Source organism: Fusicatenibacter sp. (genome assembly GCF_977045365.1).
Genome location: NZ_CDRRUH010000013.1, coordinates 35,910 through 60,256 on the forward strand (window position 1 = coordinate 35,910; position 24,347 = coordinate 60,256).

Consider the following 24,347-nt stretch of genomic DNA (forward strand, 5'->3'; position numbering starts at 1 on the left):
CGCTATGAATAAGAAGAAAAAATTTCAGCTAAAAAGCAAACATTTACTTTTCATCATGACGTTCCTGTGTCTCTCCGGCATTTTAGGCAGTGCAGCAGACAAGATGCCAGTCACGCCGATCCGGGAGGCTGCCGGATTTGTGATTATCCCGTTTCAGAATGGTATTAACCAGATCGGTGCGTATCTGACCGACTGCCTGACCGGTTTCCAGAACGTCAAAAAACTGTCCGCTGAGAAAGAGGAGCTTGAACAGAAGGTCACGGATCTGACCGAAGAAAACAATCAGCTCGTCCAGGATCAGCAGGAGCTGCAGCGCCTTCAGGACCTCTATCAGCTTGACCAGTCCTACTCGGAATATGAAAAAGTAGCAGCGCAGGTTATTTCAAAGGATCCTGGCAACTGGTATGATACTTTTGTTATCAACAAAGGATCGAATGACGGCATTCAGAAAGACATGAACGTTATCGCGGACGGCGGTCTTGTGGGACTCGTCGAAGAGGTAAGTTCCAATTCTGCCACGGTCCGTTCCATCATTGACGACTCCAGCTCTGTCAGCGCCATGACTGCATCTACCTCGGATACGTGTATTGTATCAGGCGATCTGCGCCTGATCAGTGACGGAAAGCTTGCTTTTTCCCAGCTTAATACGACCGACACGGTTGCTGAGGGCGAAAAGATTGTGACATCGAACATCAGCGACAAATACCTTCGCGGTATTCTGATCGGCTATGTCAGTGAAATTACCGAGGACTCCAACCACCTGACGAAAAAGGGATACATCATTCCTGTTGTAGATTTTCAACATATTCAGGAAGTTCTCGTAATCAAAGAATTAAAACAGCAGGGAGGAGAGTAAATGCGCAGAAAAATCACGCTTGCCTTTCTGATTCTGGCAGCTTTTCTGTTACAGACAACTGTATTTCAGTATTTTCAGATCGCGTCCGTAACGCCGAACCTTCTTCTGATTCTGACGTCTGCTTTCGGGCTGATGCGCGGAAAAAAAGAGGGACTGATGGTCGGATTTTTCAGCGGTCTGATGATTGACCTGTTCTATGGCAGCCTGTTTGGATTTTACGCACTGCTCTATATGTATATCGGTTATCTGAACGGCTTTTTCTGCAAAGTCTTCTATGATGATGATATTAAGGTACACATTGTGCTGGTCGCTGCCAGCGATCTGATCTACAGTCTGCTGATGTATGTGCTGCAGTTCCTGCTGCGCGTGCGCCTGCACTTTTTCGATTATCTGGCGCATATTATTCTGCCGGAAATGGTATACACGGTAGTGCTCTCCATTCTGCTTTACCGGCTTTTATTTATCATCAACCGTAAACTGACCGAAAATGAAATGGAAGGACAACAGTCGCCATGGCTAAGAAGATAAGAAAATTTTTCCGCAGACTCGGTGAAAACCGCACCCTATTGCTTGGTGTGGTTTTCCTTGCTATGTTTGCCGTCCTGATCGGAAGACTTTTTATCCTGCAGGTGGTGCATGGAGAAGAGTATGCGGATAATTTTGAACTGCAAATCACAAAAACCAGAACCCTCGAGAGTACACGAGGAAACATTTATGACCGGAACGGAAAACTGATCGCCGGAAATAAAGTTTCCTACTCCGTAACCATCGAGGATAACGGAACATACAATACGACAAAAGAGCGTATTCTCTCTTTGAATGCCGAACTTTACCGCCTCTGTAAACTGATCCGCGCAAACGGGGACTCGATTGATACCAGCACTTTCCCGATTGAAGTGGATGAGACCGGTGCTTTTGTCTTCACAGGCGAGGAGGGCACAAACCGAGACCGTTTCCGTGCAGATATTTATGGGCAGAAAAAGATTGATGATATGACAGCAGAACAGAAGAGCTCCAGTGCCGAAACCCTGATGGCCTTTCTTGCCGGACCAGACGGCTTTGGTCTCGATGCCTATTCTGAGGATGAAAAAAATGCGTACTCTGCTGATGATTTCGAGCAGTACGGTCTTCCATATCAGACGGATGAGTCCGGAAAAGCTGTCCTTTCTCTTTCCAATCAGGAACGTCTGGAAATTCTGGTCGTCCGTTATAAGATGAAACAGACCAACTATCAGAAGTACGTCCGCGTAACGGTTGCCTCCGGGGTCAGCAGCAGTACAACTGCAGCGCTTGCAGAAAACGAAGATGTTCTGCAGGGTGTCAGTATTTCGGAGGATTCCGAGCGTGTTTATTACGATGGAAAATATTTTTCTTCCCTGATCGGCTATACCGGACAGGCATCCTCGGACGAGCTGACAGAGCTGAACGAAGAACTGAAAAGCCAAGGAAAAGAAGAAACGTATTCCACGGAATCCATCGTCGGAAAATCCGGTCTGGAACAGTATCTGGAAACAACGCTTCAGGGAACTGACGGTTCAGAGGAACTCATCGTAAACAATGTCGGAAAAGAGCTGGAAACGGTAGAGGGTTCCCTGATTGAGCCAAAACAGGGAAACAATGTCTATCTTTCGATTGATTATGACCTGCAGATTGCAGTATATAAAATTCTGGAACAGAGAATTGCCGGAATTTTAAAGCAGTATCTGCGTGACAGCAAAACAGTAGATGCATCAGAGCTTACAAACACCAATGCGATTCCAATCCCGATTTATGATGTATATAATGCGCTGATTGAAAACAGTACGATTGATATTTCTCATTTTACTGCAGATGATGCGACAGATCATGAGCAGAGAGTGTACGCACTGTTCCAGCAGAAACTTCAGCAGGTACTTGCGGAGATTTCGCAGGAACTCGACAGTGACGATGCAGCTGTTTACAACGATTTAAGTGATGAGATGCAGGAGTACGAAACGTTTATCGTAGACAAGCTTCTCTCAAATTCGCTTGGTATTCTTTCCACGACGGCGATCAATGAGAAGGACGATACGTACCAGGCATGGAATGACGGCACGATATCACTCCGTTCTTATCTGATGTACGCAGCAAGCCAGAACTGGATTGATGTCTCTGCCCTGACCCAGGACGATGCCTACCTGGATTCACAGGAAGTCTACCAGAAACTGACCGAACTCATCCTGGACCGCCTTACAACCAATACAACCTTTGCCAAAAAGCTGTATCATTATATGCTGCTTCAGGATATGCTGGACGGCTATGATATCTGCAATCTGATGTACGATCAGAATCTGCTGACAAAAGAAGATGCGGATTATGCTGCATACGTTGCCGGGAATATGACACCGTTCCAGCTATTATCCGACAAGATTGACAAACTGGAAATCACACCGGCGCAGCTTGCACTCGACCCATGTTCCGGTTCCACTGTTATCACAGATCCGAATACCGGTGCAATTCTGGCCTGTGTTTCCTATCCGGGTTACGACAACAACCGTCTGGCAAACCAGATGGATACCGCATACTGGGCGAAACTGAATACAGATGAATCCAGCCCGCTCTACAACAAAGCAACACAGCAGAAGACGGCACCTGGTTCTACCTTCAAACCGCTGATGGCTGTTGCCGGACTGAGCGAAGGCGTTATCACACCGACCGAAACCATTAATTGTAACGGTCTGTTCGGCGAAGGGCTTGTCAATGAATCCGACTATGTCCACTGTCACCTTCTGACGGGCCACGGCGACCTGAACATTGTAGGCGCAATCCAGAACTCCTGTAACGTATTTTTCTGTACCATTGGCTACCGTCTGGGACTCGACGAAGAGGGAAACTTCACACAGAAGCGTTCGCTGGAAATGATCCAGAAATATGCTGACATGTTTAAACTGGATGAAAAGACCGGAATTGAAATTTCGGAGACCGATCCGAATGTAACCGATTCCCTTCCAATCCCTTCCTCTATCGGACAGGGTACCAACAACTATACTACGACACAGCTCGCACGCTATGTGACGACGATTGCAAATTCCGGTACGGTTTATAATCTGTCTCTTCTGCAGAAAGCAACCGATTCCGACGGAAATGATATCGATATGGGTGAGGACTTCGGTCCGACGGTGAATTCCGAAATGGATGTCGATTCGAGCATCTGGGATCTTGTGCATGAGGGCATACGGAGAGTAATCAGCATCTCCAACGCCGGAATTTTCCCGGAATCCTGGCCGGTAGAGCTTTCCGGAAAAACCGGTACCGCACAGGAGGACCGTACCCGTGCCGACCATGGACTGTTTATTGGATTCTCCCATTATGAAAGCCGGGATGATATCGCACTTGCTGTCCGTATTCCATTTGGATATTCTTCTATGAACGCCGAGTTCGTAGCAAAGGATATATTAGACTATTACTATGGCCTCTCAGATGACGTTCTGTCCGGTCAGGCGAACTCCGACGGTGTTACAAGCCAGAGAGCAGACTAAGGAATTTCTCCGGTGATGCAATGCTGGGGAAAGAAAGCTGCAAAAGAGAAGGGATGCAAAGCCGGAACAGCGTTCCGCATGCATCCTGCGGCATGAAAATGCAGAACAGTTTTCAACAAGGAGGTTCCAGATGAGTGAAGTCATTGTAATTACATCAGGAAAAGGCGGCGTCGGAAAAACGACAACCGCAGCAAATATCGGAATCGGGCTGGCACAGCTCGGAAAAAAGGTCGTGATGGTAGATACCGATATCGGTCTTCGAAATCTGGATGTCGTGCTCGGCCTTGAAAACCGGATTGTTTACAATCTGGTGGATGTCGTGGAAGGCAACTGCCGCATGAAACAGGCACTGATCCGTGACAAGCGTTACGAACAGCTTTATCTTCTTCCGTCTGCACAGACGAGAGACAAGACAAGCGTAACGCCGGAACAAATGAAAAAGCTCTGTGAGGAATTAAAACAGAGCTTTGATTTCATTCTCCTTGACTGCCCGGCCGGCATTGAACAGGGCTTTGCAAACGCGGTTGCCGGTGCAAACAAGGCAATTGTTGTAACCACGCCGGAGGTCTCGGCGATCCGGGATGCGGACCGCATTATCGGCCTTCTGGAGGCACAGGATCTGCGGGATATCGCCCTTATCATCAACCGCATTCGGCCGGATATGGTAAAGCGCGGCGAAATGATGTCGGTGGACGATGTGCAGGAAATTCTTGCAGTTCCACTGCTCGGAATTCTGCCCGACGATGAGCAGGTAGTGATCGCCACCAACCAGGGCGAAGCAATCGCAGGAAGCGGTTCCAGGGCAGGAGAAGCCTTTACCAACATCAGTCACAGGATTCTCGGGGAGAGTGTTCCCTATCTGGATCTCGACAGTAAAAAAGGATTTTTCCGACGCGTATTTGGGCGATAGGAGGGAACTGGTATGGGTTTATTTTCAGGCAGAAAGCCGCACTCCGGCCTCGTTGCAAAAGAACGTCTGTCCAATCTTTTAATGGCAGAACGTCTGAACTGTTCTCCGGCATCGCTTCAGATGCTGAAAAATGATCTTTCTGCTGCTGCAGGAAAATACCTTACCGTTGAGGCGGATGAAATTTCCGTCACCATTACACAAACAACCCCTGTCATACTGACAGCGAAAATACCATTGAAAAGAAACGAGGAGTATCATGTTAAGACGATATAAGCTGAAAAATTATAATTTCCGGATGGTCATTCTTCTGATTGCCATCAGCATCATTGGTGTGCTTCTGATCGGAAGTGCAGACAGTGCAGACCAGAAAAAACAGGCCATCGGAGTCGTATTGGGCGTAGTCATCATGATTATTGTCTCTTTGCTTGACTATAGCTGGCTTCTGAATTTTTACTGGGTTCTTTACATCGGAAATCTGATGATGCTTGGCGTTCTTTATCTCGGCGGTTCTACCGCAAAAAACACGTTTGGTGCGACCCGTTGGATTCAGATCGGAAGCTTTCAGTTTCAGCCGACCGAGCTGTCAAAAATCTTTCTGATCATGTTTTTTGCGATGTTTCTGATGAAGCATGAAGAAGATCTGAATACGGCGAAAACCATTTTTACCGCGATCGGGCTTCTGATTCCGCCGCTCGTTATGATTTACCGTCAGCCGGATTTGAAAAATACGATTACGGTCATGGTTCTGTTCTGCTTTATGATGTATGTGGCGGGCTTAAGCTACAAAGTTATCGCCGTTGTTCTGGTTTCCGGTTCAGCACTGGTACTTGCGCTTCTGCTTGTCATTACGCAGGTGAATTTCCAGCTTCCGGCGGCTCTTGACAAGACGATTGGTTATCAGCTTGGGCGAATTCAGGACTGGTTAAGCGATGATGCCGACAACGCCGACGGCCGTCTCCAGCAGCAGAATTCCATTACAGCCATCGGTTCCGGAAAGCTGACCGGAAAAGGACTCAACAACAATAAAGTTTCTTCCGCAAATAAGGGAAATTTCGTTTCCCAGAACCATAATGACTTTATTTTTGCAGTGGCAGGAGAGGAACTTGGTTTCTTTGGATGCTGCGGAATCATCCTGCTCCTGTTCCTGATTCTCGTCGAATGCATCCGGACTTCCCGGAAAGCAAAAGATCTGTCAGGAACGTTGATCTGCTGCGGTATGGCAGGACTCATTGCCTTTCAGAGCTTTCTGAATATCAGTGTTGCAACCGGAATCCTGCCGAACACCGGTACACCGCTTCCGTTCGTCAGCTATGGACTGACCTCCCTTGTAACACTTTACATCGGAATGGGGCTTGTCCTGAATGTCGGACTGCAGAACCGGGATTTTGTAACCAGAAACTATGAATTACTAAGGAGGAAAACCATCAATGAACATCGGATTGATCGCGCATGATGCAAAAAAAACGCTGCTTCAGAACTTGTGTATCGCCTACCGCTCGGTACTTGCCAAGCATACTCTTTACGCAACCGGAACTTCCGGCCGTCTGGTAGAAGAGGCAACCGGACTTAACGTCCGCAAATATCTGGCTGGACACGTTGGAGGCGTTCAGCAGATGGGTTCTCAGATTGAACAGAATGATCTGGATCTTGTGATTTTCCTGCGGGATCCGGAACAGCCGAAACAGCATGAGCCGGATGTCCATCGGATTATCCGTCTCTGCGACGTACACAGCATTCCGCTTGCCACCAATCTTGCAACGGCAGAAATGCTGATCAAATCATTAGACAGAGGAGAAATGGACTGGCGTGAAATCTACCGGAGAAACGACTAATACTACAGAAAAAGAACAGAAACTGCCTGTAACGGAGAAAAACGGGACTGCTCCGGAAAAAACCGAACATATTTTAAACCGCCTGATCATCGGCGCGGGTGTCTGTGTTGCTGTTATTGCGGTTCTGATCGGTGTGAAACTGTACCGTCAGGACCGCCAGATGGACATTACAGAGCCGTTTGCGCGAAGTATGGTGCTCGCCTCCGATCCGCTTTCGGCAGAAAAACGGTTTCAGGCTGAAACGCTCTCTGCCGATCTCTGTGTCGGTGAGACGAGCGTACCGCTGAATGATATCTCGTTTTCTTCACAGGTAAAGGCCGGACTGTTTGATCTGGATCACAAAAAAGTATTGTTCGCGCAGAATATGTATGATCAGGTCTATCCAGCCAGCATCACGAAGATCATGACGGCTCTCCTTGCCATGGAATACAACCAGCCGGATACGCAGGTAACGATCACGGAAGAGGATCTTGCGCTGGAAGATGGATCCCAGATGAGTGGACTGGCCGTGGGCGATACGGTAACGATGGATCAGCTTTTCCATGCATTGTTGATTTATTCTGCCAACGATGCTGCTATGGCGATTGCCCGCCAGGTAGGCGGAAGTGTAGAGAATTTCGTTCAGATGATGAACGATAAGGCAGCTTCCCTTGCCATGACCGGTACGCATTTTGCAAACCCGCACGGTCTTCACAATGAGAATCATTACACTACTGCATATGATGTTTATCTGATGCTGTATGCTGCCTATCAGCATACGGAATTCCAGAATACGATGTCAATGTCTTCCTACACGCTGAACATGACGCATGCGGACGGTACGGCGGGAACGATCTATTTAAGCTCCACGGACAAATATCTGACCGGAGAGAAAAACGCACCGGAAAATGTGACGGTGCTCGGCGGAAAAACCGGAACGACCGATGAGGCCGGTTCCTGCCTGGCACTGGTATCCCAGAATGCATACGGAGAACCGTTTATCTCTGTCATTCTTCATGCATCAACAAAAGTGGAACTGTACGAGGACATGAACACTCTTCTTTCCAATATCAACTCCTGACGTAATCTTTTTGCAATCCCCCGGACGGCGTTTTTTCTGCCTATCCGGGAGATTGTCGTATCCGTTTAGAAAAACAGAGCTCCTTTCCCTGCGAATTAGAAGATTTTTCAGAATTTTTTCATTTTACCATTGAAAACGTTGGTGAATTGTACTATAATTAAACCATGAACTTAAAGGTTTTTGGTGAAAATATCTTATTCTAATCTAAGGAGGAAACTGCTATGGTTCAATTAATTGTAGGCAAGAAGGGAAAAGGCAAAACAAAACAGCTGTTAGACAAAGTAAATGCAGAGGTAAAAACCGCAAACGGAAATATCGTGTATATTGACAAGAGCACAAAGCACATGTTTGAATTAAACAACAAAGTACGTCTGATTTCCGCAACCGACTATCCTCTGAAAAACAGTGATGAATTTATCGGATTTATCTGCGGTATCGTTTCTCAGGACCACGATCTCGCAAGCGTTTATCTCGACAGCTTCCTGAAAGTAGCAAAACTGGAAGGAGAGGACATCACAGATTGTGTTGAACAGCTGGAAGGCATTGGCAAGCAGTATAACATTACCTTCGTATTAAGTGTCTCCATGGATAAAGAAGAGCTTCCGGAAGGCATGCAGGATAAGATTATCGTTGCACTGTAACCAAAACTGTATTATAATAATTGCATAGCGACAAAACCAAAGGACGGCGCTTACGGCACCGTCCTTTTAGCGCATGGATTAAACAATAAAAGGAGCATACATTTTGTCTAAGCAGAAAAAGAACAGCCGCCGGCATTCGAGAATCCGTTTCCCTTTTCCGCCGTTGAATATTGGAAATATCATCTTTGGAGCCCTTTTTTTCTATATGGCAGTTTCACTTTTCTTTTACCTGACCGCCGATCATATCAAATCTTTTCAGGTTGTGCAGGGAACTTTATCCCGGAATGATACCTATACCGCATTCGCCATGCGGACAGAGAGCGTGCAGCTTTCCTCCGGCAGCGGATATGTTCAGTTCTATACCCCAAATGCATCGAAAATCAGCCGCGGAAGCGCTGTTTATGGGATTTCCGCAACAGAAAATGCCGATACCTCTGGTATTTCGGCAGATGCGGCAACGAGAACGTCGCTTCGTTCCTCGCTCGCACGTTTTTCTTCTGATTATGATTCCAGTTCCTTTTCCGGCATTTATCAGCTGAAAACAGAACTTTCCGCAAAGCTGCTTGCCGCTGCCGCTGAAAACGGAGATTCCTCATCACAGACGATATTTTATGCAGATCAGGACGGTGTTGTCGTCTACGGCAGTGATGGATATGAAAGCTATACGGAGGACAGCCTTACGCCGGAGCTTTTCTCTACGAAAGCCTCTGTGGTTTCCTTTGATTCCGGCGCGCAGACGGAGCCTGGAAATGCAGTATACCGTCTGGTGACAGATGAGCAGTGGGAAGTTGCCGTTCCGGTGACGAATAAGCAGGTCGTTACACTTTCCAATTTCAGTACGATAAAAGTTAAATTTCTGAAAGACGGAAAAACACAGACGGGAACACTGAATCTAAAGTCCATTAACGATCAGAACTATGCTGTCATTTCGTTTACAAGCGGGATGATCCGTTATGCGGAAGACCGTTTTCTTTCAATAGAGCTGGTCACAAACACTGGAAGCGGACTGAAAATTCCAAATACTGCCATCACGGAAAAAGATTTCTATAAAATCCCAGCGCAGATGCTCGTACAGGGCGGAGACAGCAATTCTTCCGGTTTCCTGCGGGAAAAGACCGATAAAAAAGGAAATGTCATGCTGGATGATAACGGACAGCCGGTGACAGAATTTGTAAACGCCACGATCTATGAGCAGGTCAATGATGAAAATGATAATCCGGTCGAATATTACGTCGACATGGCCGCTTTTAATGATGGAGATATACTTCGTGCACAGGATTCCGCCACAACGTATCAGATTGGAGAAACGGTTCCGCTGCAGGGTGTTTACTGCATCAACAAAGGATATGCTGTATTTCGCAAAATTCAGATCATCGATCAGAATGCGGAGTATTCTATCATAAAAAAACAAACGCAATACGGCATTTCGCAGTATGATTATATTGTGGAAAATGCATCCACCGTCAGTGAAGAAGATATTGTGCATTAAATACTGGAGGTTAGAAAGATATGCTGAAAGAGAACTATGAAGAAGTCCAGAAGAAAATTACAGAAGCCTGCAAAAGAGCTGGACGGAACCGGGAGGAAGTTACCCTGATTGCGGTCAGCAAGACAAAACCGGTCGAAATGCTTTCCGAAATCTATGATCTTGGCGAACGCAATTTCGGTGAAAACAAAGTGCAGGAGCTGACAGAAAAAGAGGAAGTGCTGCCAAAGGATATCCACTGGCACATGATCGGTCATCTGCAGCGGAATAAAGTAAAATACATTGCAGGAAAAGTTGCCCTGATTCATTCTGTCGATTCTCTTCGTCTGGCAAAAACGATCAGTGAGGAAGCGGTAAAGCACAACTGCGAAATCCCGATCCTGATCGAGGTAAACGTTGCCGGCGAGGAAAGCAAGTTTGGTGTCTCCGTAGAGGAAACCCTTCCATTGATTGAAGAAATCGCAAAACTTCCGGCAATTCATGTGGAGGGACTTATGACCATTGCACCGTATGTGGAAGATCCAGAAGAAAATCGTCCGGTTTTTCGCAAATTAAAGGAATTAAGTGTTGACATTGCCGCCAAAAACATTAATAATGTACGTATGGCCATTTTGAGCATGGGCATGACCGGCGATTACGAAGTAGCAGTAGAAGAAGGCGCCACTTTAGTACGGGTTGGAACCGGAGTCTTTGGCGAACGGGATTACAGTAAAAGATAACAGGAAGCCTTTCCAAGAAGAGTGACCCCGCGCATTCTGCACGGCTGTCTGGCCAAATGCCACAGGACTAAAAATAGGAGAGTATAAGAATGAGTGTTTTAGACAAATTTCTGGATGCCATCCGGCTGAACGACGATTACGAGGAAGAGGATGCTGATTCGGATAGCTTCTTCGATGAAGAAGACGATGATATAGAAGAAAAACCAAAGAAACGTTTCTTCCGTAAACTGGAGAACGAGGATGAGGACGAAGAGGAAGAGCTGCAGGCGAAACCGGTTCACACTGCACCGCGTAAACAGCCGGCGCCAAAGACCACCGCTTCAAGCCAGGCTGCTGCTGCACGAGCTCCAAAGCCAGCTGCCCCGGTTTCCTCGAAAGTTACTCCAATGAGAAAGAAAGCAGGTGCATTAAATATGGAAGTATGCGTCATCAAACCGGCTTCCATGGAGGATACCCGTGAAATCGCGGATACGCTTCTGGCCGGATGTACCGTTGTCCTTAACTTAGAAGGCATTGATGTGGATATTGCCCAGAGAATCATTGATTTCTGCTGTGGTGCATGCTACTGCATGAGCGGAAGTCTGCAGAAAGTTTCCAGCTATATTTTCATCCTGACACCGTCCAGTGTAGAAATTTCCGGCGACATCCAGGATATCTTAAGCGGAGCTTTTGATCTTCCAAATATCCGTACCGATTATTAAAGAAAATTATCTTTGCAGTAAATTAAAATGGATCCACTGGATCAATTATTGATTTACTTAGTAACAAAGGAAAAGCATCAGATGCAGGATTCTGATGCTTTTTTCATGAAAGAACATACAGGAGGCATAAATTATGAAAACACTTACCGTTAAAAGAGAAGGCACATCTACTGAATTTTCTTATGAAATTGTCTGGGACGGCAGCTACGAACGCCTCGCCGGCTGTGTGGAGAACTTAAAACTCCCTGCAAAAAAGGCCTGCATTGTCACAGACAGCACGGTTTCAGAACTGTATCTGGAAGAGGTAAAAAATGTACTGTCCCCGCTGTTTGAGACCGTAACCGCATTTGTTTTCCCGGCTGGTGAAGCAAGCAAAAATCTGGATACCGTCAAAGATCTGTACACGCATCTGATTGAAAACCACTTTGAGAGAAAAGACATTTTATTCGCACTCGGCGGCGGTGTCGTTGGGGATCTGACCGGCTATGCGGCGGCAACGTATCTGCGCGGCATTGATTTCATCCAGCTTCCGACGACACTGCTTGCACAGGTAGATTCCAGCGTTGGAGGAAAAACGGGCGTCGATTTCGACCAGTACAAAAATATGGTCGGTGCATTCCATCATCCGCGTCTTGTCTATATGAATATGGCAACCTTAAAATCCCTGAACGGCGAACAGTTTGCCTGCGGCATGGGAGAAGTCCTGAAAACAGGTCTGATCCGCGATGAAAAATTCTACATCTGGACCATCAATCACATGTCTGAGATCGAAGAGCGGATTGAGCCGGTATTAACGAAAATGATCCAGAAATGCTGCGATATCAAACGCCAGGTTGTAGAAAATGACCCAACAGAACAGGGAGAGCGTGCCGTTTTAAATCTTGGCCATACGATCGGTCATGCCATTGAAAAGCTCAAAAACTTCGAACTGCTCCATGGCCAGTGCGTTGCACTTGGAACCGTTGCTGCTGCCTATATTTCCTACAAGAGAAGTTATCTCTCCGATGAAGAGTTTTACGAGATTCGTGATATGAACGTCGGTTTCTATCTGCCAATCACCGTGGACGGCCTGAAATCGGAAGATATTCTGGCTGCAACAAAATCGGACAAGAAAATGGAACAGGGTACGATCAAATTCATCCTTCTGGAGTCTGTCGGCCATGCTGTGGTGGACCGCACGGTTACAGATGAAGAAATGCTGGAAGCTATCAATTCTATTAATGGAGATCTGATCGATGAAGAGTAAAAAACTTTCTCCGCTGGCCGTTTATCTGGTTTGCGCGGCAGCGCTTGTCCTTCTGTTTGCAGCAGATCAGTATACAAAATCACTGGCAGTGCAGTATCTGAAGAATCAGCCGTCGATCGAGCTCATTCCAGGGGTTTTGGAGCTGTTTTATCTGGAAAACCGCGGCATGGCATTCGGACTTCTGCAGGATCAGTACTGGCTGTTTGCCGTGATGACGGTATTGTTTCTGATCGTCATGGTGATCGTCTTTTACAAGCTTCCAAAGACACGCCGCTTTTTACCGCTTTTTGCCGTGCTGACTGTTCTGACGGCTGGTGCGGTCGGAAATTTTTACGATCGTTTTCTGAATCACTACGTCGTTGATTTCATCTACATTTCGCTGATCAACTTTCCGGTTTTTAACGTAGCTGATATTTATGTCACCGTATCGGTCGCTGTCTTTTTACTGCTGTATCTGTTGTACTACAAGGACGAAGACTTCGCATTTCTGCATAAAAACGCCAAAAAGGAGGAGTCCGATGGCTGAAGAAGAACGGATTTTGGAAGTTACACCGGATTTTGACGGAAAACGGATTGATCAGTGCCTGGCCGCATCTTTTTCGGACTGTTCCCGTTCTTTTCTGCAGAAGCTTTTAAAAGACGGAAAGGTTTCGATCAACGGAAAAACGCAGAAAGCAAGCAGTAAGGTTGCCGCCGGTGATGCCGTTCTGGTGCTTCTGCCGGAACCAGAAGAACTGAACGTGGAGCCAGAAAACATTCCGCTTGATATTCTGTACGAGGATGATGATCTTCTGGTCGTCAATAAGCCCAAGGGGATGGTCGTACATCCGGCGGCAGGCCACAGCAGCGGAACACTGGTCAATGCGGTTCTGTATCACTGCCGCGGAAATCTCTCTGGCATCAACGGCGTTCTGCGCCCCGGAATCGTCCACAGAATCGATATGGACACAACGGGTGCCCTGGTTATCTGTAAGAGCGATTTCGCCCACCAGAGCCTCGCAGAACAGCTCTCTGTACATTCCATTACCCGAAAGTACCGGGCAATTATCCATGGGAATCTGAAAGAGGACGAGGGAACCGTGCGCGGTGCAATCGGCCGCCATCCGACAGACCGGAAAAAGATGGCGATTAATGAACGGAACGGAAAACCGGCGGTCACACATTACCGTGTGCTGGAACGCTTTGGAAATTATACGTATATTGAATGCCAGCTGGAAACCGGCCGGACGCATCAGATCCGTGTCCATATGGCAAGTATCGGGCATCCACTGCTTGGCGATGCGGTTTATGGCCCGAAGAAATGCCCGGTGAAAAACCTGCAGGGACAGACGCTGCATGCGATGGTACTTGGATTTATCCATCCACGGACCGGGGCCTATATGGAGTTTGAGGCGCCGCTTCCGGAATATTTTTCCAATCTGTTGCTGCAGTTTCGAAAAAATGTCTGAAACTGCTTAAAAAGAATGATATTTCAAAAAGTATATAGTTAATTTGTATAAGTTTTATCAAAATGTTCTGTACTTTCTGTGAATTCTGTAGTATACTAGATGTAACGAAAAAACGCGAGTTACTACATCTGTGAAAGCAGATTATTGTGACGGAATGGAAAGGAGCGGATTATATGAAAACTATCATAACGATTGGACGTCAGTACGGAAGCGCCGGACATTCCATTGGTAAGATTTTAGCGGATGACCTGGGAATCAAGTACTATGACAAAGAGCTGCTGGAGAGAGCAGCAAAGGACAGCGGATTATGCCAGGAATTGTTCGAAAACCACGATGAAAAACCAACCAACAGCTTTTTATACTCTCTGGTTATGGACAGTTACTCCTTCGGCTATGGATCTACCATGATGGATATGCCGCTGAACCAGAAGGTATTTCTGGCGCAGTTTGATGCCATCAAGAAGATTTCGCAGGACGGTCCGTGTGTCATCGTAGGCCGCTGTGCAGATTATGCACTGGAGGAAAATCCGAACGTGCTGAGCATCTTTATTAAAGCAGATATGCAGGATCGCATCCGCCGTATCGCAAAGCTGTATGATCTTTCTGATGCAAAAGCAAAAGACAAGATCACAAAGATCGACAAACAGCGTGCAAGCTACTACAATTACTACACCAGCAAACGCTGGGGCGAGGTAGACAGCTACGACCTGTGCCTGAACAGCAGTGTATTCGGTATCGATGGAACCGTAGATATGATCAAACAGGCAATTGAAGTTAAAGAAGCGGGAATCCGCAAGATTTTCAGCATCTGATCAAAACAGAACATAGGAGAAACGACCCTCCTCTTAAAAATAAGAGGAGGGTCATTTTATGAAAGGATTTTAAAGATGAGAATTGTTATACAACGTGTAAAAAGAGCAAGTGTTTCGGTGGAAGAGAAGGTTGTCGGATCGATTCAGAAAGGTTTTCTGGTTCTGATCGGTGTCGGCCAGGGGGACGATGAAGCAACAGCAGACAAGTATATGAAAAAACTGCTGGGACTGCGTATTTTTGAAGATGAAAATGGAAAGACGAACAAGTCCCTGGCAGATGTGGATGGACAGCTTCTGATGGTTTCGCAGTTTACCCTGTATGCCAACTGTAAAAAAGGAAACCGTCCAAGCTTCACGGAAGCAGGCGAGCCGCACAGAGCAGAAGAACTGTATGAATATATGGTCGCGAAAGCACGAGAACAGGTTCCTGTTGTCGAAACGGGAGTGTTCGGAGCTGAGATGGAAGTATCACTGGTGAATGATGGGCCGTTTACGGTGATCTTAGAGGATCTGTAAATATATAGTTTACATAAAATGATTATGTGAACTTGTGAAGAGGAGAAAATCTTTTATGCCGCAATTTGACTATCAGCAGCTGTGTCACTTTGTCCTTCCGGAACAGGGGGGACTGTCGGTGGAAACAATTCTAAAACGTTTTCTGCACCTGACCCCGCGTGAAATCCGCCATGCCAAATATATTCCGGATGGAATTCAGAAAAACGGCGTTTCCTGCCGCACGAATGCAGTCGTCCAGACTGGAGATACGATCACTTTTCGATATGAGCAGAAGTGTTCCCGCCTTTCCGAAGATCAGGTTCTGCCGGTATCAGGCGATTCTGCCGGTGTACGGATTCTTTATGAGGACAGCGATCTCTGTGTCGCGGATAAGCCATCCGGCATGGTCTGCCACGCTTCCCACGGCCATTATTCCGATTCCCTGACATATGCTGCCGCATCCCTGTTAAAAACACCGACAGTGCCTTCTGAACTCCGCTGCATCGGCCGTCTTGACAAAGATACATCGGGTCTGGTACTATTTGCAAAGAATCAGTTATCCGCAGCCAGACTTTCCCGTCAGCGGGAGAGCGGCGAGCTGAAAAAAGAATACCTGGCTCTGGTGCATCATCCCTTTTCCGAAGAAACGCAAAAAGGAACCATTCGTCTTTCCATGGAGCAAATTCCAGAAGATGACCCTGATTCTTTCGATTCGTCTGGGAAATGTATCACTAAAATGCGTATCTGTGAAGAAGGGAACGGCCGGTGGGCTGCTACACACTACGAGGCTGTCCTTCAGGATCCCTTCTGGGCCGTCGTGCGCTGCCGTCTGGAAACCGGCCGCACGCATCAGATCCGCCTTCACATGGCATCTATTGGACATTCACTTTTCGGAGATCCGCTCTACGGAGTCCGCGACGGCGGTACCCGTGCCGCGCTCCATGCCTGGAAACTGCACTTTCTGCAGCCGATGACAGGAGAACCAATTGATCTGGAAAATATTCGAACGCACATGTTCGATTAAATATATCTGAAGTACAAGGAGGAAGTGTTATGGAAGAACAGAAAGAACACAAACGCCGCGTCCGCTACAAAGGCACACATCCGCGGAATTACAATGAGAAATACAAAGAACTGAATCCGGAGAAATATCAGGGGACCATTGAACATGTGATACAAAAGGGAAGCACACCGGCCGGCATGCATATCCCGATTCTGGTAGATGAAATCCTCGATTTTCTCAAGATCGAACCGGGACAGAACGGACTTGACGCAACACTCGGCTACGGCGGCCACAGTTCTCGTATGCTTGCATGCCTGCAGGGAAAAGGCCATCTCTGTGCGCTGGATGTCGATCCGATCGAGATGGCAAAAACAAAAGAACGACTGGCTGCGCAGGGGTACGGCCCTGAGATTTTAACGATTCTTCATCAGAATTTTGCCAATATTGATCAGGTTGCTGCCGAATATGGTCCGTTTGATTTTATCCTAGCGGATCTTGGCGTTTCCTCCATGCAGATTGATAACCCGGAACGCGGCTTTTCCTATAAATATGACGGTCCACTGGACCTTCGTCTGAATCCAGAAGAAGGAATTTCAGCGGCCGGGCGTCTGCGCACGGCTGCCCGTGATGAACTGGAAGGCATGCTCATTGAAAACGCCGATGAACCGTATGCAAAAGAAATTTCCCAGGCTGTTACGCGGGCGCTTCGGAAAGGAAAGAAAATTGACACTACGTTTGCACTGCGTGATCTGATCGCTGAAGCACTGGATTTTCTTCCGAAAGACGAGAAAAAAGAAGCCATCAAAAAATCCTGCGCCCGTACCTTCCAGGCACTGCGGATCGATGTAAACAACGAATATGAGGTTCTGGAAGCATTCATGGAAAAACTCCCGGATGCTCTTGCTCCGGGCGGCAGAGCGGCAATTCTGACGTTCCATTCCGGCGAAGACCGGTTTGTGAAAAAGTCCATGAAGGGTCTGTATCAGATCGGTATTTATTCCGAATATTCAAAAGAAGTCATTCGTCCTTCCAAAGAAGAATGCATCCGCAACAGCCGTGCAAGTTCAACGAAAATGCGCTGGGCAATTAAGGCGGAGTAACTAAAAAAAAAAGCAGGAGAGAAGTCGTCTCCATAAAAAGAGGAATCAACGAATGGGATATAAACCCTGTTGATTCCTCTTTTGGTTTCTGATATGTTTTTATTCCTCATGGTCCGGCATGGACTCCCGCAGCCGTACCGCTGTGGCAGCCTGGCGGCGCCTTGCATCGTCCATGGCAGCATAATGTTTCTTCGTCGTATTGACATCCTTATGGCCGAGAACATCCGCAACAAGATAAATATCGCCTGTTTCCTGATACAGCGTCGTACCGTACGTACTGCGCAGTTTATGCGGCGTAATTTTCTTCGTTGTCGTCACCTGGGACGCATATTTCTTCACCAGATTTTCCACCGTCTTGACGTTGATCCGTTTTCTCTGCGCCGAATAGAAGAGTGCGTGTTCGTGTCCTGCCACAGGCGTAATACCTGCGCGGACTTCGATATACTTTTTCAGTGCCTCGGCAACTTCATTTCCAAAGTAGACAAACATTTCATTTCCACCTTTTCGAAGCACTTTGATGCCATTGTTTTTAAAATCGACATCCTCAATATCTAACCCGACACATTCCGACACACGGATTCCCGTGCCAAGCAGAAGAGTAATGATTGCAAAATCACGTTCCTTTGTTTTTTCATAGTAGGCCCGCTGATGATTGCTCAGCCCGTCGCCGCAGGATTCAATAAAATCGAGAAGCTCCGCAACCTCATTTGGCTCCAGACGGATAATTTCTTTTTCATGGAGCTTCGGCATATCGATAAGCAGCGTAGGATTTGTCTCAATCAGTTCCTTTTTAAAATAATAGGAATAGAACGTCCGAAGTGTCGACAATTTTCGTTTCAGGCCTTTTTCCCCGTTGGTGGTATAAGATTCCTGGGAACCGATATAAGCCTTTAAATATTCTGTGTATTCCTCAAGATCAAGTGCAGTGACCTGGTCAAGCACATCAACGGACATCTGATCCATGGGAATTTTAGCAAATTCCGGATTTTCTTTCTGAAGATACTGAAAAAAGATCCGAAGGTCATATGCATATTTGATCCGTGTGCTGGTCGATGTCGTTGTGCTGATGCCGCGGAAAAATTCGGAAGTAAAAGAGGGAAGCGTCTTCAGAACCTCGCGGAGCTTCAGCGTATTTTCCATATCGGTTTGTTCGTGATACGTAATTTTTGATTTCATAACTGCAAATGAGCCTTTCTAAACAGAAAAACCGGAAAAATGAAAGAAGTATTTCCTCCATACAACTATTCGGGAAACGCAGGTTTTTCGAATAGTTGAAGAGTTACTTTCAGAAATCACCGGTTTTTCCTCTGAAACCGCCGAATTTTACAGGCCGATTTCTTGTTCATTTTTTCACAACATTTTTTATTTTCTTCTTTTATTTTTCAGGATAAAAATCTTAATACTCCGATTACCTTTCCTACGATCTGCAGATCATCCACAAGGATCGGATCCATCTCATCGTTTTCCGGCTGCAGGCGGAAATAACCGTCTTCCTTGTAGAATGTTTTTACTGTAGCGGAATCATTGACCAGAGCGACAATTTTTTCTCCATTTTCCGCAGTTGCCTGTTGTTCCACAAGAACAAGGTCACCGTCTAAAATACCTGCATTTACCATGCTTTCGCCCTGTACCTTTAAAAGGAACGTTTCTGCGTTTGGCAGACGGTCTACCGGCATCGGGAAATATCCTTCAATATTCTCTACCGCAAGAATCGGTTCTCCGGCAGCTACTTTGCCGATCAGTGGAATCTGTGCAACCTCACTCTGGGATGCGGTGTCTTCCGATGCAATTCCCTGGATTGCACCAAGGCGGCCGGTATGGAATCCTTCATCGCAGATTTCAATGGCTCTCGGTTTTGTTGCATCTCGTTTGATATAGCCTTTCCGCTCCAGTGTTTCCAGATGTGCATGTACCGAGGATGTAGAACGAAGGGAAACCGCTTCGCAGATCTCACGCACAGACGGCGGGAATCCTCTCTGTAAAATTTCCTGTTTTAAATATTCGAGAATCTGTCTCTGTTTCTCTGTCAGTTTATTTTTGTCTCCAGCCATCGTATATTCCTCCTGTCGTTTCGTTTTTTATATGAATTAGGGTAGTCCCCTCTTTCTATACGATATTTGCTTAAAATATACCAAATAAATTTTACCATAAATCCCACCGGAACGCAAACAAAAGTTCCGAAAATTTGTTCGTATTTCGTGTTGACAAACATACGTTCTTTTATTATAATGAACATATATTCGAAAGAACAAATGTTCACATAGCACAACTACTCTTCTATCACAAATCAAGGGGGAATTTTACATGAGCACCAATGCAAAGAAAAGAAAATCACTGAGAGAAAGACGAAAAATCCAGAGAAGAAAACTGCAGATCCGCGCCGCCGCCGCTCTCCTGTCTCTGGTTGCCGTCACATTTCTTTTAATCTTCCACTTCACGCCGCAGAATACGCAGGCAGACAGTGAGCCGAAAGCTCCAACCTACAAATACTACACCAGTATCCGCGTTTCTTCCGGCGATACACTGTGGGACATCGCCAAAGAATACCGTACAGAAGAATACTCCGATATTTCCAGTTACATTGCTGAGGTTCGTGAGATCAATCACCTGAGTTCCAACCAGATCACGGACGGTATGTATCTCTGCATTCCGTATTACTCCGAGGAGTATAAATTATGAAATTCAAGAAATACTTTACATAATTCAGTTATGTAAACAAAGCAAAAAAAAGCTTCCAAAATGCACGGAACCTTCTAAAACAGCATGTTCGGGAAGCATGGTTTACCAAATAAAGAATGAATGTGAAAAGCAGAAACGTCCCGCAAATGAAATTTCTCATCTGCGGGACATTTCTGCTATCTTATGCTTTTTTTAATCCTCTTCAATATGCTCCTGTCCCTGTGCGATGATTGTCCGTACATGACCATCTGCAAGAGAGTAGAACACCGATTTTCCTTCTCGTCTGCTCTTTACCAGCTTATTCTGCTTCAGAATGCGAAGCTGGTGGGAAATTGCGGACTGTGTCATGTGCAGTGCTTCTGCCAGGTCGCAGACGCATACCTCTGCCTCAAACAGGACAAACAGGATCTGGATCCGCGTGGAATCACCAAATACCTTGAAGAGCTCTGCCAGATCGTAAAGCTCTGTTTCATCCGGTATGGTCTCATTGACAATCTTTACCAGATTTTCATGAACCTCACAGGAGTCACAGCACAGATCAGCTTCTTCCGGATTAATTTTTGCCATTTTGTGTCCTCGTCTTTCTATAGATTTTTCACAAACAGAGCACGAATTGCATTCAGAACCGCCAGAATCATAACTCCGACATCTGCGAAAATTGCCATCCACATGTTAGCGATACCGATGGCTCCCAGAAGCAGGAACAATACTTTGATACCAATTGCAAAATAAATATTCTCATAAACAATGTGAATACATTTTCTGGAAATGTGAATTGCTTTGGAAATCTTGAGCGGATCGTCGTCCATCAGAACGATATCAGCTGCTTCAATTGCTGCGTCGGAACCAAGTGCTCCCATCGCAATACCGATATCGGCACGGGACAGTACCGGTGCATCGTTGATGCCGTCACCTACGAAGGCAAGTTTTTCTTTTTCTGTCTTTGCGGCAAGCAGCTCTTCCACTTTACTTACTTTGTCACCAGGAAGCAGTTCGCTGTAAACTTCATCAATTCCAAGATCTGCAGCTACCTGATCGGCTACCCGCTTGGAGTCTCCAGTCAGCATAATCGTCTTTTTAATACCGGATTTCCGCAGCGCCTGAATCGCCTCTTTCGCATGCGGTTTGATCATATCACAGATCAGGATATGTCCGGCATACTTGCCGTCTACAGCAACATGGACGATGGTGCCGACGCTGTGGCAGTCGATATAATCAACGCCAAGGCGCTCCATCAGTTTTGCATTTCCGGCAGCGACATTTTTCCCGTCTACCTTTGCTGTTACACCGTTTCCGCCGAGTTCTTCGATGTCCGTGACACGGCTTCGGTCGATCAGTTTTCCATATGCTCTCTGCAGACTCTTGCTGATCGGATGGCTCGAAGCACACTCAGCAAGTGCTGCGTATTCCAGAACATCTTCCTGACTGATCGTATTGTGGTGAATACCGGCTACTTCAAAGACACCCTGTGTCATGGTACCGGTTTTATCGAATACAACGTATTTTGTCTGGGAAAGTGTTTCCAGATAGTTGGAACCTTTCACCAGGACACCTTCATGGCTTGCGCCGCCGATACCAGCGAAAAAGCTGAGCGGAATACTGATGACCAGTGCACACGGGCAGCTGATAACCAGGAAGGTCAGCGCACGGTAAATCCATACGCTCCACTCAGGTGCTGCACTTAAAAACAGCATCCGTACCAGCGGCGGCAGGATTGCCAGCGCCAGCGCACCGTAGCAGACGGCCGGTGTATAGTATTTCGCAAATTTGGAAATAAAGTTCTCGGATCTTGATTTCTTGGAGCTGGAGTTTTCCACAAGATCCAGAATTTTGGATACAGTGGACTCTCCAAACTCTTTCGTTGTTTTTACTTTAATCAGACCGGACATATTGATACATCCGCTGATGACTTCGTCTCCCTCCCGGGCGTCACGCGGAACACTCTCTCCGGTCAGGGCACTGGTATTCAGTGTGGTGTTTCCTTCTTCGATCACACCATCGATCGGAATCTTTTCACCAGGCTGTACAACAATGATTGTGCCAACCTCAACTTCATCCGGATCAACCTGCTCGAGTTTTCCGTCTACCTCGATATTTGCATAATCCGGGCGGATATCCATCAGTTCGCTGATGTTCCGGCGGCTCTTTCCGACAGCATAGCTCTGGAACAGTTCGCCGATCTGGTAAAACAGCATAACGGCTACGCCCTCCGGATACTCGCCAAGCAGAATGGCGCCGACCGTCGCAACAGCCATCAGAAAGTTTTCATCAAATACCTGTTTGTTCAGGATTCCCTTCCAGGCCTTTTTCAGGATATCGTATCCGATGACCAGATAAGGAACCATAAAGGTTGCAAATCGCACATAGCCGGTTGTCGGCAGTACCGCGCAGAGAATCAGAAGAACCGATGCAACGATGACGCGGATGAGAACCTTTTTCTGTTTCTTATTCATACATATGCCTCCTTTGTTCTTACCGCCGGATGAAAAAATCCAGCATTTCATCCCAGAGATTTACAGATCCAAATCCGCTGCTCCAGAGAGAAAATACTGGATTTTTCTCGAGCCGAACCGCAGACAGGTTTTAGAATCTATTCTGCTCCAGCTTTTTCTTCCATCCGCCGATGAAAGTTTTTTATTTTAGAGGAAGATCTCGCAGTCATCCTCAACTTTTTTGCAGTTTTTCAGAACATCCTGCATAACGCTCTTTGGATCCTGTCCGTCTTCGAACTCAACGATCATTTTGAGCATCATAAAGTTTACGGTAGCATCCTTTACACCTGCTGTGTTTTTTGCAGCCTCTTCCATTTTGTTTGCACAGTTTGCGCAGTCAACATCGATCTTATACGTTTTCTTCATCGCTTTTGATCTCCTTTTTCATTTTCACTGTTCATATGAACATTTATTCATATGTTTGTTTTTATTATAGCACCAGTGATGCAATTGTCAATGGAAAACTGAAAAAAATCAAAAAAATCTGCCCATCGGATTTTTTTGATTCCTGCGGGCAGATAGATCTGTTATTTATTCCTCATAAAGAAACGTTATGTTCTGCTATTTTTCACTTTTCCGAATCACAATCTGTCCGAACCGTGCACATCCGTCCAGAACCGCTATTTTCAGAATGCCTTCTCCTGTAACGGTACCGAGTGTGAACAGTTCGAGTGTGTTCGGTGCTGTTTCATATGCAAAATATGGATGAACATCCGAAGTTACTTTCTCACCGGCAGGAGGCATTACCCCTTCAAAAAGAGTCTCTCCCTGAATAGCTGCCTGTACCTTCACCTCTTTGTCTGCACAGTAAGTTACAGAAACTGTATAGGTTTCTTTTTCACGGATTGTATAGGAAGCATACTCTCCTGCTCCCAGCTGAAGCTGTACATGATCTCTCGGATGTTTGATCGGACCAGGTGCGGCAAACCCGGCCGGTTCAGGATGATATCCTTTTTCATAAACCAATTCAAACCGGTCATACAGACGATATCCTGCAGCATTCGGAAGATCACTAAGACCACGGTGTGAATCCATCGGCAGCGCGTTGTAGCCGATCGCCGGGATCTCAAAATTGCCTTCGCGCAGCAGATAGGGATGATACTGCGTATTTTCTTTGCATTTATCGACCGCCAGGCATTCCAGGTAGCTGTCCCAGATGGCCTGCGCATGCTCGTAGGACGGTTTTGCAGCTCCAGTAACAAAATGTCAATAGTTTTTTAATCACTTTTTTTCAAAAAATGGGCAAAAAAATAGTAAACGGTAGATAGTCCGTACCTCGACTGTAAAGGAAAAGTGTGTGACAATAGACTATATTTCTAATACGAGTATCAAAGGTTGAGTCTCAACTTTTGATACCACTACATGGAGGT

General features: G+C 46.3%; 26 protein-coding genes. 20 read left to right on the plus strand and 6 right to left on the minus strand.

Translation table 11 applies throughout. From position 1 onward, the window contains the following. The first annotated feature begins 4 nt into the window (after positions 1-4). The 19 genes from mreC (at position 5) to rsmH (ending at position 17,806) form a co-directional block, all read left to right on the plus strand. Positions 5-856, plus strand: coding sequence for a rod shape-determining protein MreC (gene mreC, locus ACY2VW_RS04805; protein ID WP_347043979.1), 852 nt, complete (start codon positions 5-7; stop codon positions 854-856). Further along, complete coding sequence (gene mreD, locus ACY2VW_RS04810) at positions 857-1,384, plus strand: rod shape-determining protein MreD (protein ID WP_461877252.1); 528 nt, start codon at positions 857-859, stop codon at positions 1,382-1,384. Beyond that, positions 1,369-4,353 (plus strand): penicillin-binding transpeptidase domain-containing protein, encoded by a 2,985-nt coding sequence (locus ACY2VW_RS04815; protein ID WP_461877253.1) that lies wholly within the window; start codon positions 1,369-1,371, stop codon positions 4,351-4,353. Before mreD ends, ACY2VW_RS04815 begins: the two co-directional genes overlap by 16 nt. A 130-nt stretch (positions 4,354-4,483) precedes the next feature. Beyond that, positions 4,484-5,263, plus strand: a complete 780-nt coding sequence (gene minD, locus ACY2VW_RS04820) for a septum site-determining protein MinD (protein WP_347043982.1) — start codon at positions 4,484-4,486, stop codon at positions 5,261-5,263. 12 nt (positions 5,264-5,275) lie between these two features. After that, the gene (locus ACY2VW_RS04825) at positions 5,276-5,536 is read left to right on the plus strand and encodes a cell division topological specificity factor MinE (RefSeq protein WP_022462853.1); all 261 of its coding nucleotides are present in this window, start codon (positions 5,276-5,278) and stop codon (positions 5,534-5,536) included. After that, positions 5,520-6,716: an FtsW/RodA/SpoVE family cell cycle protein gene (locus ACY2VW_RS04830; protein WP_461877255.1), complete on the plus strand. Its 1,197-nt coding sequence runs from the start codon at positions 5,520-5,522 to the stop codon at positions 6,714-6,716. Before ACY2VW_RS04825 ends, ACY2VW_RS04830 begins: the two co-directional genes overlap by 17 nt. Then, positions 6,691-7,095, plus strand: coding sequence for a methylglyoxal synthase (gene mgsA / locus ACY2VW_RS04835; RefSeq protein ID WP_022462855.1), 405 nt, complete (start codon positions 6,691-6,693; stop codon positions 7,093-7,095). The genes ACY2VW_RS04830 and mgsA overlap by 26 nt, the downstream gene beginning before the upstream one ends. Then, positions 7,070-8,155 carry a D-alanyl-D-alanine carboxypeptidase family protein gene (locus ACY2VW_RS04840; protein WP_242998322.1) on the plus strand — a complete coding sequence of 362 codons (1,086 nt, stop codon included), beginning with the start codon at positions 7,070-7,072 and terminating at the stop codon, positions 8,153-8,155. The genes mgsA and ACY2VW_RS04840 overlap by 26 nt, the downstream gene beginning before the upstream one ends. Before the next feature lie 221 nt (positions 8,156-8,376). Next, complete coding sequence (locus ACY2VW_RS04845; protein WP_022462857.1) at positions 8,377-8,796, plus strand: hypothetical protein; 420 nt, start codon at positions 8,377-8,379, stop codon at positions 8,794-8,796. A 205-nt stretch (positions 8,797-9,001) separates the two neighbouring features. Then, positions 9,002-10,285, plus strand: a complete 1,284-nt coding sequence (locus tag ACY2VW_RS04850; protein ID WP_461877257.1) for an HlyD family efflux transporter periplasmic adaptor subunit — start codon at positions 9,002-9,004, stop codon at positions 10,283-10,285. 20 nt (positions 10,286-10,305) lie between these two features. Next, a complete protein-coding gene (locus tag ACY2VW_RS04855; protein ID WP_022462859.1) occupies positions 10,306-11,001 on the plus strand; it encodes a YggS family pyridoxal phosphate-dependent enzyme in 696 nt (231 codons plus the stop codon). Between the two features lie 89 nt (positions 11,002-11,090). Further along, positions 11,091-11,702, plus strand: a complete 612-nt coding sequence (locus ACY2VW_RS04860) for a cell division protein SepF (RefSeq protein WP_117508927.1) — start codon at positions 11,091-11,093, stop codon at positions 11,700-11,702. 133 nt (positions 11,703-11,835) lie between these two features. Continuing rightward, positions 11,836-12,948 (plus strand): 3-dehydroquinate synthase, encoded by a 1,113-nt coding sequence (gene aroB / locus ACY2VW_RS04865; protein ID WP_055217839.1) that lies wholly within the window; start codon positions 11,836-11,838, stop codon positions 12,946-12,948. Continuing rightward, positions 12,938-13,474 carry a signal peptidase II gene (lspA, locus tag ACY2VW_RS04870; RefSeq protein ID WP_461877258.1) on the plus strand — a complete coding sequence of 179 codons (537 nt, stop codon included), beginning with the start codon at positions 12,938-12,940 and terminating at the stop codon, positions 13,472-13,474. The genes aroB and lspA overlap by 11 nt, the downstream gene beginning before the upstream one ends. Beyond that, positions 13,467-14,396, plus strand: a complete 930-nt coding sequence (locus tag ACY2VW_RS04875; protein WP_461877259.1) for an RluA family pseudouridine synthase — start codon at positions 13,467-13,469, stop codon at positions 14,394-14,396. Before lspA ends, ACY2VW_RS04875 begins: the two co-directional genes overlap by 8 nt. 173 nt (positions 14,397-14,569) lie before the next feature. Beyond that, positions 14,570-15,208 (plus strand): cytidylate kinase-like family protein, encoded by a 639-nt coding sequence (locus ACY2VW_RS04880; RefSeq protein ID WP_022462864.1) that lies wholly within the window; start codon positions 14,570-14,572, stop codon positions 15,206-15,208. A gap of 75 nt (positions 15,209-15,283) precedes the next feature. After that, entirely contained in the window at positions 15,284-15,724 is a 441-nt protein-coding gene (gene dtd / locus ACY2VW_RS04885; protein ID WP_022462865.1) for a D-aminoacyl-tRNA deacylase, read from the plus strand. 55 nt (positions 15,725-15,779) lie between these two features. Continuing rightward, positions 15,780-16,727, plus strand: a complete 948-nt coding sequence (locus tag ACY2VW_RS04890; RefSeq protein ID WP_461877260.1) for an RluA family pseudouridine synthase — start codon at positions 15,780-15,782, stop codon at positions 16,725-16,727. A 29-nt stretch (positions 16,728-16,756) separates the two neighbouring features. Next, positions 16,757-17,806: a 16S rRNA (cytosine(1402)-N(4))-methyltransferase RsmH gene (gene rsmH, locus ACY2VW_RS04895; RefSeq protein ID WP_461877261.1), complete on the plus strand. Its 1,050-nt coding sequence runs from the start codon at positions 16,757-16,759 to the stop codon at positions 17,804-17,806. 99 nt (positions 17,807-17,905) lie between these two features. On the opposite strand, the gene ACY2VW_RS04900 is transcribed toward rsmH, so the two are convergent. Further along, entirely contained in the window at positions 17,906-18,982 is a 1,077-nt protein-coding gene (locus ACY2VW_RS04900; protein WP_461877262.1) for a tyrosine-type recombinase/integrase, read from the minus strand. A gap of 206 nt (positions 18,983-19,188) precedes the next feature. Then, entirely contained in the window at positions 19,189-19,857 is a 669-nt protein-coding gene (gene lexA, locus ACY2VW_RS04905; protein ID WP_022462869.1) for a transcriptional repressor LexA, read from the minus strand. Positions 19,858-20,110: 253 nt separating this feature from the next. Between lexA and ACY2VW_RS04910 the strand changes: the two genes are divergently transcribed. Beyond that, positions 20,111-20,485: a LysM peptidoglycan-binding domain-containing protein gene (locus ACY2VW_RS04910; protein WP_461877263.1), complete on the plus strand. Its 375-nt coding sequence runs from the start codon at positions 20,111-20,113 to the stop codon at positions 20,483-20,485. Between the two features lie 192 nt (positions 20,486-20,677). Here the strand turns inward: ACY2VW_RS04910 and ACY2VW_RS04915 are convergent, their stop codons facing one another. The 4 genes from ACY2VW_RS04915 to ACY2VW_RS04930 all read right to left on the minus strand — a co-directional run bounded on the left by ACY2VW_RS04915 (position 20,678) and on the right by ACY2VW_RS04930 (position 24,012). Further along, entirely contained in the window at positions 20,678-21,052 is a 375-nt protein-coding gene (locus ACY2VW_RS04915; protein WP_461877264.1) for an ArsR/SmtB family transcription factor, read from the minus strand. Between the two features lie 17 nt (positions 21,053-21,069). Continuing rightward, positions 21,070-22,938 (minus strand): heavy metal translocating P-type ATPase, encoded by a 1,869-nt coding sequence (locus ACY2VW_RS04920; protein ID WP_461877265.1) that lies wholly within the window; start codon positions 22,936-22,938, stop codon positions 21,070-21,072. 186 nt (positions 22,939-23,124) lie between these two features. Beyond that, the gene (locus ACY2VW_RS04925; RefSeq protein WP_055266075.1) at positions 23,125-23,343 is read right to left on the minus strand and encodes a cation transporter; all 219 of its coding nucleotides are present in this window, start codon (positions 23,341-23,343) and stop codon (positions 23,125-23,127) included. A 195-nt stretch (positions 23,344-23,538) separates the two neighbouring features. Next, positions 23,539-24,012 (minus strand): hypothetical protein, encoded by a 474-nt coding sequence (locus tag ACY2VW_RS04930; protein WP_461877266.1) that lies wholly within the window; start codon positions 24,010-24,012, stop codon positions 23,539-23,541. Between the last annotated feature and the right edge of the window lie 335 nt (positions 24,013-24,347).